Origin of the sequence: Pseudomonas canadensis, assembly GCF_000503215.1 — a bacterium.
GTDB classification, from domain to species: Bacteria; Pseudomonadota; Gammaproteobacteria; order Pseudomonadales; family Pseudomonadaceae; genus Aquipseudomonas; species Aquipseudomonas canadensis.
This window is the reverse complement of record NZ_AYTD01000001.1, coordinates 190,705-202,822: the sequence shown is the minus strand read 5'-3', so window position 1 is coordinate 202,822 and position 12,118 is coordinate 190,705. Positions and strand designations below refer to the sequence as shown.

The 12,118-nt window shown below is 61.7% G+C and carries 7 protein-coding genes; all 7 read right to left on the bottom strand.

Annotated features, from left to right (window positions below; all coding sequences use genetic code 11):
- Window positions 1-16 precede the first annotated feature (16 nt).
- Genes U367_RS0100880 through bcsQ form a run of 7 tightly spaced genes read right to left on the bottom strand, consistent with a single transcriptional unit; the run spans window position 17 to window position 11,901 of the window.
- Window positions 17-682: a cell division protein FtsQ gene (locus U367_RS0100880; protein WP_028615347.1), complete on the bottom strand. Its 666-nt coding sequence runs from the start codon at window positions 680-682 to the stop codon at window positions 17-19.
- Window positions 682-1,347: an SGNH/GDSL hydrolase family protein gene (locus U367_RS0100875; RefSeq protein ID WP_028615346.1), complete on the bottom strand. Its 666-nt coding sequence runs from the start codon at window positions 1,345-1,347 to the stop codon at window positions 682-684. Before U367_RS0100875 ends, U367_RS0100880 begins: the two co-directional genes overlap by 1 nt.
- Before the next feature lie 16 nt (window positions 1,348-1,363).
- Complete coding sequence (locus tag U367_RS0100870) at window positions 1,364-5,212, bottom strand: cellulose biosynthesis protein BcsC (RefSeq protein WP_028615345.1); 3,849 nt, start codon at window positions 5,210-5,212, stop codon at window positions 1,364-1,366.
- Window positions 5,194-6,390, bottom strand: a complete 1,197-nt coding sequence (gene bcsZ, locus U367_RS0100865) for a cellulose synthase complex periplasmic endoglucanase BcsZ (RefSeq protein ID WP_028615344.1) — start codon at window positions 6,388-6,390, stop codon at window positions 5,194-5,196. Before bcsZ ends, U367_RS0100870 begins: the two co-directional genes overlap by 19 nt.
- Window positions 6,387-8,654 carry a cellulose biosynthesis cyclic di-GMP-binding regulatory protein BcsB gene (gene bcsB, locus U367_RS0100860; protein ID WP_028615343.1) on the bottom strand — a complete coding sequence of 756 codons (2,268 nt, stop codon included), beginning with the start codon at window positions 8,652-8,654 and terminating at the stop codon, window positions 6,387-6,389. Before bcsB ends, bcsZ begins: the two co-directional genes overlap by 4 nt.
- Window positions 8,651-10,870 carry a UDP-forming cellulose synthase catalytic subunit gene (bcsA, locus tag U367_RS0100855; RefSeq protein WP_028615342.1) on the bottom strand — a complete coding sequence of 740 codons (2,220 nt, stop codon included), beginning with the start codon at window positions 10,868-10,870 and terminating at the stop codon, window positions 8,651-8,653. Before bcsA ends, bcsB begins: the two co-directional genes overlap by 4 nt.
- Window positions 10,867-11,901, bottom strand: coding sequence for a cellulose biosynthesis protein BcsQ (bcsQ, locus tag U367_RS0100850; RefSeq protein ID WP_028615341.1), 1,035 nt, complete (start codon window positions 11,899-11,901; stop codon window positions 10,867-10,869). The genes bcsA and bcsQ overlap by 4 nt, the downstream gene beginning before the upstream one ends.
- Between the last annotated feature and the right edge of the window lie 217 nt (window positions 11,902-12,118).

Genomic DNA, 12,118 nt, shown 5'->3' with positions numbered 1-12,118 from the left:
GTGGTGTCGGACCCGATCAGTTAGCGAGTGCGTCAGAGGCGAACAGCAACTTCGAGCCTGTGTCTGAAGGAACGGCCAAAACGCTGTAGCGCTCGCCGGCCTTGAGGGTAAACGTCAGCGGCTGGCCAACCGGCGCGCCGGCGCATTTGAGCTGCACCGAGAGTTCCACCGGGTTGATCATGCGACGCTGCACCGCGCCTTCCGCGACCTTTTTGAACAGCTCGGCCTTTTGCGCCACGGCTTCCAGGCTGGCGTCGGCGCAGGTGACGTCGGCGTTGATAAAGGCCAGGGAGGCTTTGAGTGCGTTGAAGTCGTCCGGCACTTCGCGCACCACCAATTGGCGCGTGGCGCCCTTGGCATCGACCAGTGCAACCACCGTGGCGAATTCGCCAGGCGCCACTTTCACGGAGAAATCGGTGTTTTTACCGGCGCTGCTCAACACGCCTTTGATCGGCTTGTCACCGCCGACCACTGGCAAGAAGGCCGAAACGGCTTTGTCGCCATTCAACACCAGGCTGGCCTTGGAACCGTCGGCCACCAGCTTCAACTCGCCAGGCGTGCCGTTGGCAAAACGCAGGAACGCTGCGTCTTGCTCCGGGCCCGTCGGGTACAAAGGGATGTCGGCGCTGTAGGCGCTGACGCTGGCGAGCAAAGTCGCCAGGCCCAGGGTCATCCGTTTCATTATTTGCTTCCTTTACCGTAGGCCGATGGCGGCAGGTCACCCAAGGCAGTACCGATCGCCTTGGCCCACTTCTGATAACCGTCGATGGTGAAGTGCTGGCCGTCGGTGGTGATCCACTCGCCCGGTTTGGAGAACGTCAGCGAATCGATGTAGGTGCACGGCGCCACGTTGCTGGCCAGGAACGACGACATCAGCTTGGTGCGGGTGTCATCCTTCTTGTACTGGGAACCGACTTTGCCCCATGGCGGGCCGACCCACACGCATTTGGTGCCGGTGTCGGTGATGGCTTTGGTCAGCGAGGTCACGCTTTTCCAGGCCCAGGCTTTCGGAAACACCGGGTTGGTGTAAGAGCCCATGGTGTCGCCGATGATCAGCACGACCACGTCGGGCTTGTCCTTGGCGATCAGTTCCTGGATCGGCGTGGTGCTCATGGCGTTCTTGCCATAGATCACGGCCTTGCCGGTGGGCGTGCGTTCGCCACCGCACTCGACTTTTTTCGGGACAACCCAATCCGCCGCACCGGCACCGCACGCACCGATGGAGTGAACCACCGCGCCTTGCTTGGTGAGGTTGTCTTGCAACGGGTTGAGCAACGAATCGGGAAAGCTCATATGACTTTCGCCCAATACCAGCATGGTTAGGCCGGCAATCGCAGAAACAGGCATGAATGACTCCGATTAATCAGTTGGAATAAGGTGAACGGTACGGGCTGACCGGCAGCGGCATAGGCCCGCTCAGGTCTTCGAACAAGTAGCGCAAATAAGCATTACCGGCGTACTGGCGGTAGTCCTGGGCGTTGTCGACACCGATTTCGCCACCCAGGTAGAACCGCGAGCTCAAGCGGTATTCGGCGGCGGCGTTGAAGCTGTAGCCGAGGCCGGTTTTGCTGTCGCTGGCATAGGTGCGATTACCCACGGTCTGGCTGTCTTGAAGATCGTTGTGCCCCGGGAAGTAATCGACGCCATCTTGCTCGATATGCTGCACACCTACCGAAGTTTTTACTTGGTAGCTGAAACGGTCAAAGCTCTGGGCCCAACGGATCGGCACGCCTAGAGAGAAGAAACGTTGCGGACTGAAGTAACCGCCATGACCGTAGGTGTAATAACCCTGGTTTTCCTTGAAGCCCATCACCGAACCACTGATGCCCAAGGTCAGAGTGTCCCGTTGGGTATTACGCAGGTACCAGTAGATACCGCTGCCCAGTTCCAGGCGGGTATTGTCCTCTACGTTGTTACCCAGCATTTCATGCAACGAGGCATAGCCATAAACACCCAGCTTTTGGTTGTCGTAGCTCAACTCGCCACGGCCGCCGTTAGCGGTCACACCGCCCCATTTTTCGCCAGTGCGCTTATCTTCTGAGCCGGCGAACGAGGTCACGCTGTCAGTTACTGGGCGACGAGAAATATTGGCGCCGTAGCGGAAGTTCGAATTCGCCTCAAACGGTCGCGCAACACTCACACCACCGATCCAGGTCTTGTAGGTGAAACCTATCGGGCTGACCCCGAGATCCGCCTTCAACCCCTGATCAGGATTCTCTACCGCGATGGCAAAACCGACGCCGCTGTCGCTTTGCTTGCCCAGCTCATCGTTGGTCCCACCGCCAAAGCGCTGTGCTGCGAAGCCTTTAACCGCACCAGACGTCAAATGCACCGGCGTCACGCGCAGCGCCACCGTGTTATCACCCACCGGCATCCGCGCTTCAAACGGCGCTTCCACATCGGTGATTTTGCTCAGGCCTTTCTCACCGTTGTTGCTGCGTGCGCTCAAGCCTTGCACCACATAACCGGTACGGTCACGCAGGATGGTATCCAGTGCACGCCGCGCCGGGCTCAGCTCGGGACTGTCGATTGAGGCAATGCTCGATGGCGGCACAAACGGATCGCTCAGGTCGTTGGACGTTGCACTCGCAAACGCGTTGGACGTCACGCTCTTGGTTGGCGCATCGATCGGTGGCGGTACGGCGCCGGCAACGGTCAGGTCGGTGACCTGGCGGCGCTGGCCCGGCAAGCCTACGAACGGGTTGTACGAAGTTCCTGGAGCGCCAGCCTGGGCCACTTGGGTCTTGGCCTTCATGGCGTTTTCAATCGCCAGGGCCTTGCGCAGCAACTCGGCAGCTTCGCTGTTCTTGCCCAGCCCTTGGTAAATGCGCGCGGCCGAGGTGAGTGTCTCCGGGTTACCCGGCTCCAGCGCCAGCGCCTTGTCACTGGCGCTCTGCGCCAAGCTGCGGTCATTGCCTTTCAGGGCGATGTCCGCCAGGCCCAACTGCAGGCGTGCGTTGTTCGGGTTCTGCTGGATCAACGGCGCGTACAACTCCATCGCCTTCTTGCCGTTGCCACTGGCGGCGTACATCCGCGCCAATGCGCCGACGCCCAGCGCGTCATTGGGACGCTGGGCCAAGGCCGGGGACAGCATGTCATAGGCGGCCACCAGGTCGTTCTTCTCGCGCAGGGCATCCGCCTGTTTGACCCGGTACAGGTAAATCAGATCGTCATAGCGCTGGCGACCGATTTCGCTCAAAGGCTGGCCTTGCACTTCGCGCAGGATCTCGCCCGCCTCACTGTACTTGTTGGCCTTGAGCAACACGTTGGCGTACAGCAGTTTCTGGTCGACCGTCGGGTTGGGGTTGTTCTCCACCACCTTCTGCATCATGTCCAGGCCGTACTGCGCGGCGCCGACTTCTACATAGGCGGCGGCCAGTACGGCCACACGCTCAGGCTTCTGACGGGTCAACGGCTCGGAACGCCCCAGCAATGCCAAGGCTTCCGGGCGCTGGCCACGGCGAGCGGTTTCGATGGCCACGTCGGTCTGCTGGTGCAGCGCGATATCGATCGCCAGCTCGTTCATGTCTGCCGTGCGCTGCGCCGCGGGGATACGCCCAAGGGTCGTCTCGGCCTGTTTCCACTCGCTCAGTTGCGCCGACAACAGCGTGCTGGTGTACAGCGCGTCCGGTTGGTTGGGCTGGGTCTTGAGCAAGCCGTCGATCAACGCACGGGCATTGCGGATCTGGCCGTCGCGCAGGTACATGCGCGCCAGGGCAAAGCGAGTCCACGGGTTTTCAGGGTCAGCGTCGAGAGCCTGGCGATAGGCAGCTTGTGCGCCTTTCACGTCACCGCGTTGCTCCGCCAGTTTGCCGACCTGGGTCGCGCGCAATGCGTTGATTTTCACACTCGGTGCGAACTTGGCGCGCTGCGCCGGCGAGACCGAGTCGATCAGCTTCAAGGCCTCATCCGGTTGACCCGATTGGGACAACACGTTGATCAAGCCACTCAAGGCATCCGGGTCACCGGGATGACGGGCCAACACCTTGCGGTAGCCGGCTTCGGCTTCTTCGAACTGGTTGTCCTGAGACTGGAAACCCGCCAACGCGACCGCCGCGCCAGGCTGGCCTGGGTTCAGGCGCTCGGCCTGGGCCACCAGGTCACGGGCCTGGGCGCTGCGGCCGGCGCGTTGGGCGTCACGGCTTTGGCTGATCAGGTTCCAGTAGCGTACGTCATTCAGGGCCGACTGCCACGCGGCACCACCGGGCAAGCGGGTGGCCTGGACGAGGTAGTTTTCGGCTTCGCTGTAACGCTCTTGCTGTTGGCGCAGTACGCCCATACCACCGAGGGCATCGACGTCATTGGATTTTTGCGCAAGGCGCGCGGCCAGCAACGGCTCGGCGGTTTTCAGGTCGCCGTCATCCAGCGCCTTGAAAGCCTTGGTCATCTGCGGGTCACGCTGCCAGGTGCCGCCGCCTTTGCCTTGGGCAATGCCTTTGTTCATCAGCGCGCGGATCTCGGCGTCATCCGGATGCACGGTGAGGAACTGCTGGAACAGCGACACCTGGTCCGGCTTCGGCGGGCCGAGCCAGATCAGCGCGAAGCGCCAGGTTTCATCGGCATTGCCACCCACGTCGTTATTCGGTGCCAGTTTAGCCAGGGCACGAATGCCGTCAGGCCGCGTGGCCGGGTTGCGCGCCAGGTGCTTGGCCAGGAACAACGCAACGATCGGATCGTTGGGACGCTCACGGGTCAATCGCTGCAGGCCAGCGATGGCCTCATTGGTGCCCTTGGCGGTGAATCCAAGCGTGTTGTAGTACTCACGGGCGATCAGGCCTTGCGGCTGACGCCCCTGGAAAATCTGGCGATACAAGGCCACGGCCTGCTCACGCTCGGCATCCGGCTCGCCCAGTTCGCGCGCCTGCTCCAGCAACTTGGCGTTGTCCGGCACAGCCACGGTAATGTCCTGCTCCAGCTGCAACGCCTGACGCGGCACCGGGCTCAGCGCTTGCAAGCGGGCCAGGTACTTTTGCGCTTCAGCCGGACGGTTCTGTTGCACCTGGATCAAGCCGATACCGTACAGCGCATCCGGTTGCTCAGGCGACAGGCTCAAGAGTTTCTGCCAGGTTTCCAGCGCGCGCTCAGGGTTCTTTTTCGACTGCCAGTAGTAGCCCTGCTCAATCAGCAGGGACTGCGGGTCGCTGGTTTCAGCCACGCTGGCCGTCGAGACCAGGGCGGCGAGAATCGCAATGGCTAGCGTGTGACGGCGCATGCGGCCTCCCAGGATAATTTGACCGTACCGTCTTGTTCAAAACGGTACTTCTGATCGGCAAAGCCCTGGCTGAACAGGCTGAGCATGTAGTCGTAGTAGATCGGCTGCGCACTCTCGGGTGCTGAAGGCGCCAGGGCCTTGGCGAGTGCCTCGTCGACCTTGGCCTTTTGCAACTGCGCCAGGGCGGTTTCGCCGCGGGCCTGGAAGAAGGCAATGGTGGACGCGGAGAAACCCATCGGCGTGTAGCCGTTGTTTTTCTCGGCTTCGCCGGTCAGCACGTGGATTTTTTCCGGCGGGAAGCCAGTGACCGATGCGGCCGTTGCGCGGGAAATACCGCCCAGCGACTTGAGCATCGCCGCCGCCAATGGATCGCCTTTGGCGGTCATGCCGGCCCACATGTAGGTGCGGATCGCGTCGTAGCTGCCCAGGTCATCGGAGAACGGGTCGACCACAAACAGCCCGGCGTTGGCGCTGGTCGCGCGATAGCCGACCCAGTTGGCCGCGAGGCCATGAGGGTTGCTGGCGGTATCGGCGAGCATACGCGCGTTGCTTTCAGCCACTTCGTTCCAGCCGGCGTTCGGGCGTTCTTTCTGGAAGCGACGCAGTTGTGCAAGCACCTGGTAGCTCGGGTTGAAACGCCACAAGCCGCCCGGATGCACGTAGCCCACCGGCCCCGGCAACAGCATCTTGCCCAGGCCGGGCACACGCACAATCAGGTTGCGTTCAACGTTGGCCAACAACAATTGCGCGTCGGCGCGGTACTGCGGTGCATTCCACACGCGGGCCGCTTCGAGCAAGGCGTAGGCCATCCACAAGTCAGCGTCGCTGGCGGAGTTCGGGTCGATCACACCCCAGGTGTTATCAGCTTTTTTGCCCCACAACCAACCCGGCAGGTTCTGGCCGATGTCGGAGCCCGACATGTTGGCCTTGGTCCAGGTCCACAGCTTGTCGAAGCTCGCACGGTCGTTGCCGACCAACGCAAAGAACATCGCGTAGGACTGCCCTTCCGAACTGCTCTCGGTGGGTTTCATCGACGAGTTCAACACTCGCCCATCGTCCTGCACAAAGCGCTTGGTGTAGTTCTGCCACAGCGGCCAGTCACAGGTTTGCGCCTGCGCGCTACCGGCAAACATCACCGCGCCCAGCGCTGCCAGGGCCATGCTCTTGAGCGGGCTCATGCCAACCGCCGTTTTGCACGTGCACGCAGTGACAGGTAGATCAGGGAAGTAACCACCGCCAGACCCAGGAAGGTGATCAACAACATCCAACCCAGGTGCTGCGACAGCTGCCATTGCATGAATTTGAAGTAGTTGAGCTTGCCGACGTAGTACTGCTCGTCACCCACCAGCGAGCTGATAGTCGTGCCCTGCACCACGGCCAGGCTGCCCTGGATCGAGTCTTTGTAATCGTCACCGCCAATTAGCGCCGAGGTGGCTTCCAACAGGCCCTGCGGCTGGTTGCTGGCAATCAGCACCACGCTGCGGCCGCTCTTGAGTGGCGATTGGAAACCGGCCAGCCAGGTGCTGTTGCTCAGGCCTTTGAAGGTAATGCCGGCGTTGGCTGGGTGCTGGTTGGCCGCCGGGTCCGGGCTGACCCAGCTACGGACATAACGTGGCAGGTCAGACAGCAGGAACTGGTGCTGTTCACCATCGCTGGTGGCCGGCAGGTATTGCTGCCACTGCTTGAGCAGCGGTTGGTTGGCGGCGGTGGCGAGCACCAGCAGGTCTTTGTCGGCAACGCTTTGCACGTCCTTGGCCTGCACCACTTTGACGGCGGTGGCCGGGTAGCCGGTGGCTTCGCCGAAGCGGCCCATCACGGTCAGGTAGGCGGTCATCTCGTCGGTGCCGAAGTTATCGGGCATGACCACGGCGGATTCCGACAGGTCAGCCAGGCGGGTGAACGGGAAGCCGGAGTCGTTGAATACGCCCAGGTTCGGCATGGCGATGTAATGCTGGTAGCCGGTGACGTCGAGGGTGGAATCCGGGTCGATGGAGCCACGCATGTTGTCGACGATGATGTCGCGGCATTCGCCTTCTTTGATGTAGTCGTACATGAAGCGCAGTTGCAGCTTGGACTTGGGCGATGCCGAGCTGATCGGCAACAGCGTCGTCACTTCGCGCGGCAGGCTTTCGTCTTTCTTCAACTGGTCGAGCAGGGTCTGGCCGCCGCCCAGGTTGGTCACCGACGGCAATGCCACGGATTTCATGAACTGATCATTCAGGCCGATCAGCAGCGACGAATTGGTCGACACTTGCTGTGGCGTGTAGCGGTATTTGAGCTTGAGCGGCACGCCCTCTTCACGCCAGTTGAACAGGTCCGGCGGCAGGCGCATATCGACGCTGATCGCGCCAGGGTTGTAGCCCGACACGCTGAGTTTCTGCTGTTCGATCAACTCGCCCAGGCGCACCGGGCGGTTGCTTGGCAACCAGTTGGGCGCGTCGTACGGACGGCGCGGTGCCAGGCTGTCGAGCTTGGTGATGACCACGCTGTTGCCGGCCAATACCGGGTTGCCCAGCACGACCGCGTTGGCGGCGCGCTTGAGTTCTTCGCCGTCACGCCCGGTGACGATCAGCAGTTTGCCGTTGACGTCATTGGGGTTGGCGATGAGGGTCAGGGTCGGACCGGTCGGCTTGGCGACCGCAACACCGTGCACGTCCAGTGCGTCGGCGGTTTGCACCAGTACGATGGCGTTGCCTTTGGCCGGCAGCTCACCGAGGGTGGTCGGGAACGTCGCGCCCCGGTAGCTGGCGAGGCCGCCGATCCATGAAGACAGGGCACCGGCCGCTTCCAGCGCGGCGCTGTCGGGCGCAGTGGCGAACACAAACGGCAGGCTGACCTGGCGCGCGTCACGCTTGTCGAAGAACGGCAGCGGCAGCACGGCCAGGTCATCCTTGAGCACAATGGGCTCGACCTGCACTTTGAGCTCGCTGCTGTTGCTGATCTTGGCCCACAGGCTGCTGTGCAGCGGGTCTTCGCAAGACATGGTGTAGTGGCCGATGAACTGCAGGCTCAAGCGGTTGAACTCGGTGATCAACTTCGGCGGAAGCTGCACCAGTTGCTCCTGCTGGATGCCCGCGCCGTCTTTGGGCAGCGCCAGGCTGGCGGCGACTTCACCGTTGACCAACACGTTGATCTGCGAGAGGTCGGCCAGCAGCGCCGGCGAGTAGCTGTACTTGAGCAGCAGTTGCGCGCCCTTCACCACTTCATCGGCACGGATATCGAAGTTGACGCTGTCGGACGACTCCACGCCTTGCAGGTTCATCGTGTCGCGACGACCCAACTGCTTGAGGGTCAGGCTGTAGCCGTTATCGGTGCTTTGTACCGGCACGGTGGTGGCCGCTTGCTCGGCAGCTTGCGCCAGGGTGTTGAGGCCCATCAGCGAGGCGATCATCAGCGCGAGTGCACGGCGCGGATGAGGGCGAGCGAATATCTTCGAGGTCATGGCTTGTCCATCAGCGTATCAAGCGGTTTTGTGGGGGTGCGGCTCAAGGCCAGACGCAGTTCATGTAGGGTGGCGCGGCCCAGGGTGAACAAGCCGCCGATGCCGATGGAGCCCACTTCACGCAGGGCCGCCAGCGGTGTATCCGGCTGGCCGGCGCCCCAACTCGCGGCCCAGGTATCGGCGCGGGAAAAGGTCAGGCGAACCAACTCGCTTTGCTGGCGCAGGCTGAGGGGCTCGAACTGGGCGCCGATCTGCGCGCCCTTGCTGAATACCACGCGGGCATCGAACAAACTGTCCTGGCCGTTGCGCGACAGCACCAATCGCACGCGCTCACCCTGGGTGATCGAGTGACCATCGGAGAGCATCAAGCCGAAGCCGTTTTGCGAGAAGTCCTGAGTCGTGCCTTCAAGCACACGGCCGTCAGCACAAATGATGCTCACCGGCAGCTTGGCGCTGACACGCGGTTCGGAACGCACTTGGCGCGCTTCCGAAGCCACGGCCACGGCGGCGCTGGTGATGATCAGGTTGTAGAGGGTCCAGGTCAGGTTGATCGCTACCGTCACAGCGGTGGACTCATCCCCCCAGATCAATTGGTGGATACCGAAGCCCAGGCCGATCAGATTCACCGTCAACAACACCAGGTACGGGCGCGCGAGTTTCCAGTCGAAGAACTGCTTGTCGATGATGCCGCCCTTGTCGGTGACGTTGAAGCCACCGGCCTTGGGGTTGACCAGCGCCACCAGCACCGGCGGCAGGATGTACCAGGCCAGTACCGTCTCGTACACCTCGTTCCAGAACGAGTGACGGAAACGCCCCTGGATCCGCGAGTTGGTCAGGCTTGAATGCACCAAGTGAGGCAATACGTAGGCAACGATCATCAGCGCCGACGCGTGGAAAATCTCCGCGCCGAACACCAGGTAGGCCAACGGTGCGGTCAGGAACACCAGGCGCGGCAAACCATAGAAGAAGTGCAGCATGGCGTTGGCGTAGCAGATGCGCTGGCCCCACTTGAGGCCCTTGCCCAGCAGCGGGTTGTCGGTGCGGAAGATCTGCGCCATGCCCCGCGCCCAGCGAATTCGCTGGTTGATGTGGCGCGACAGGCTTTCGGTGGCCAGGCCCGCGGCTTGCGGGATAGCCAGGTAGGCGGTGTTGTAGCCCAGGCGGTTGAGTTTGAGCGCGGTGTGGGCGTCTTCGGTCACGGTCTCGACGGCTACGCCGCCGATTTCCAGCAGCGGCTTACGGCGAATGACCGCACAGGAGCCGCAGAAGAAGGTGGCGTTCCACAGGTCGTTGCCGTCCTGCACCAGGCCGTAGAACAACTCGCCCTCGTTGGGCACGGCGCGGAAGGTATCGAGGTTCTTTTCGAATGGATCCGGCGAGAAGAAGAAGTGCGGCGTTTGCAGCATTGCCAGCTTCGGATCCTTCAGGAACCAGCCCAGGCTCACTTGCAGGAAGGAGCGCGTCGGCACGTGGTCGGCGTCGAACAGGGCGATGTATTCACCGTCGGTGACCTTCAACGCTTCGTTGAGGTTACCGGCCTTGGCGTGGAAGTTATTGTCGCGGCGAATGTAGTTCACGCCGACCTTGCGGCAGAAGTCACGGAAGTCGTCGCGGCGGCCGTCGTCCAGCACGTGGACGCGCAGCTTGTCCTTGGGCCAGTCCATTGCCTGGGCAGCGAAGATGGTCAGTTTTACGATGCTCAGCGCTTCGTTATAGGTCGGGATGAACACGTCGACCGTCGGCCACTCTTCGGGCTCGGTCTTGAGCCACACCGGCGTACGGCGCAGCGGCCAGGCGGTTTGTACGTAGCCGAAGATCAGGACGATCAGGGCGTAGAACTCGGCGGCGACCAGGCCGTAGCCGAAGAACATGTCGATCCAGGTCTCGAACCCGAGGGTGGAGGTGAGCCGCCAGAACATGTAGCGCAACGACGCCACCAGCGACAGCACCACCAGCGCGAGGATCGCCAGGCGTCCGGGAATTTTGCGCAGCACCAGCACCGCCAAGAAGCACACGCCGGCAAACAGGCATTGGCTGTAGAGGTCGAGCGGTGCGCTGATAATACCCAGCAACAGCAGGGCCCCGAGCACGCAACTGGCAACAACCAGTACCGTACGCAGCGCCGCAGGCCACCGATTGAAGCGCGCAATCGCGCCATTTAGGCGCTGTTCAGCGCGCCCTTCGACGAAGGGCGTGGAGGACGTATTGTCGGTCATGGAAGGTCCGAGTCGATGCGTTCGAGCAAGGTGCGGCACAGGGCGTGGACGTCCTGGCTGCCGATACTGTTGACGGTGGGGTCGAGGGGATCGCGACCGTAGGCTTGGGCTTCACTGAACGCTGGGTCGCGATGAACCGTCCCCAGCAGGGCAGCACCCAGACGGGTCTTGAACACCTCGGCCATGTCCAGGCTGAAGCGGTGGGCCGCGTCCAATTGGTTGATCACGTAGAAGCGCTGTGGCGGTTTTTCGCGAGTGAAGTACGGCGCAAGCACACTGTCCATCTGGTCGAGGGTGCTGAACGAGGCCACATCCGGCTGCACGACTACCAGCACCGCATCGGCCACCGACATGGCCTGGCCGAGGTACACGGTATTGCCGGCCGGGACGTCGATGATCACAGTGTCCTGGCCATTCAATTTAAGGCTGGCCAATCGTTTGCCCAGCCACTCGCTATCCTCACCCAACCAACGGTTCAGACTCTGCTGCTGCTCATGGCCGGTGCTGCCAAATGCCACCAGCCTGCAACCGGCAAAACCGCGTTCAGGCAGGGCTTCCCAGCTTTCATTGAGCAAGCTGATCGCGCCGACGCCAGGCATGTCGAGGCCAAGGCACAGGTGATGACGCAAAGCATTCTGCGGGTCCAGGTCCAGGGCGAGCGCCGGGCGACCCTGGCGCTGCAGGCCGCTGGCAATCGCGGCGGTCAGGGTACTGCGACCGACGCCGCCTTTCACCGAGACAACCACCACGACGTTGGGGTTGGATTGCTCCGAATACACTTCACCGTCACGCCCCTCCATCACTTCGGGCGGCCGCAGGTTGTCGGCTTCGCCTTGGCTCAGCTCCTCCAGCAGACGCAACAAAGGCGCTGAAGGCGCTTCGATCACAGGCAGGGCTTGAGTGACTGCTGGGGTCTCGAGAACCTCTACATCGTCCTCGATAAACTCATGGACAAAGTCGATCTCGCGGTAGCCACTCGGGTTGGCACCCAGCTTGTTGAATAGTTTTGAAATGTCATCTGCTCGACTCACTCACTGCCCCTCCCCACCTGTTTGCGCTCTAAAGGCGATAAAAAGGTCAGCAATAAGCTGACCTTGTATTTTTCTAGTTATGTGGTGTCGGGCGCATTCTGTGATATCACATTGATGGTGTCAGTATTTTGATGCTTTTAGTTCAAATTAATCCGACGAACGGCATAGCGCCATTTTTATGACTTTTGTGTGATAAAAAATTCATTCGCTGTAAGAA

Coding starts and splice junctions, on each gene's coding strand:
- U367_RS0100875 (WP_028615346.1), bottom strand. CDS start 1,347: ATGCCTGTTTCTGCGATTGCCGGCCTAACCATGCTGGTATTGGGCGAA.
- U367_RS0100880 (WP_028615347.1), bottom strand. CDS start 682: ATGAAACGGATGACCCTGGGCCTGGCGACTTTGCTCGCCAGCGTCAGC.
- bcsA (WP_028615342.1), bottom strand. CDS start 10,870: ATGACCGACAATACGTCCTCCACGCCCTTCGTCGAAGGGCGCGCTGAA.
- U367_RS0100870 (WP_028615345.1), bottom strand. CDS start 5,212: ATGCGCCGTCACACGCTAGCCATTGCGATTCTCGCCGCCCTGGTCTCG.
- bcsZ (WP_028615344.1), bottom strand. CDS start 6,390: ATGAGCCCGCTCAAGAGCATGGCCCTGGCAGCGCTGGGCGCGGTGATG.
- bcsB (WP_028615343.1), bottom strand. CDS start 8,654: ATGACCTCGAAGATATTCGCTCGCCCTCATCCGCGCCGTGCACTCGCG.